At 49.3% G+C, this 513-nt stretch carries 2 tRNA genes and 1 rRNA gene; all 3 read right to left on the reverse strand.

Annotated elements, in window-relative coordinates:
- Window positions 1-124, reverse strand: a 23S ribosomal RNA gene (locus LA04_RS02590); the annotation flags it as partial.
- Window positions 125-294: 170 nt separating this feature from the next.
- A tRNA-Ala gene (locus LA04_RS02595) sits at window positions 295-370 on the reverse strand.
- A 42-nt stretch (window positions 371-412) separates the two neighbouring features.
- Window positions 413-489 (reverse strand) — tRNA-Ile (locus LA04_RS02600).
- Window positions 490-513 lie beyond the last annotated feature (24 nt).

The following is a 513-nucleotide window of genomic DNA, read 5'->3' on the forward strand; positions in this document are numbered from 1 at the left end:
TCCCCATTCGGACATCGCCGGGTCAAAGGTTCATATCACCTCGCCGGCGCTTTTCGCAGATTAGCACGTCCTTCATCGCCTCTGACTGCCAGGGCATCCACCGTGTACGCTTAGTCGCTTAACCTCACAACCCGAAGATGTTTCACTTCTGATTGCGAAAATTTGAGAGACTCGAACACACCATTAAGATGTGTCGTTTCAATTTTCAGCTTGATCCAGATTTTTAAAGAGCAAAACTTCGCAGTGCACCTTTTCAGGTTCACTCTGAAGTTTTCTTGTGTTCGCAGTAAAAGATGGTGGAGCTATGCGGGATCGAACCGCAGACCTCCTGCGTGCAAAGCAGGCGCTCTCCCAGCTGAGCTATAGCCCCATCGTTTATAATCTCTGTACCGCTCATCCTTTAAAAGGAGTCTGGTAGGCCTGAGTGGACTTGAACCACCGACCTCACCCTTATCAGGGGTGCGCTCTAACCACCTGAGCTACAAGCCTGCAGAGATTTTTACTGCTGTTTTT

It is taken from the genome of Enterobacter sp. UCD-UG_FMILLET (genome assembly GCF_000762975.1).
In the GTDB taxonomy this organism is placed as follows: domain Bacteria; phylum Pseudomonadota; class Gammaproteobacteria; order Enterobacterales; family Enterobacteriaceae; genus Enterobacter; species Enterobacter dykesii.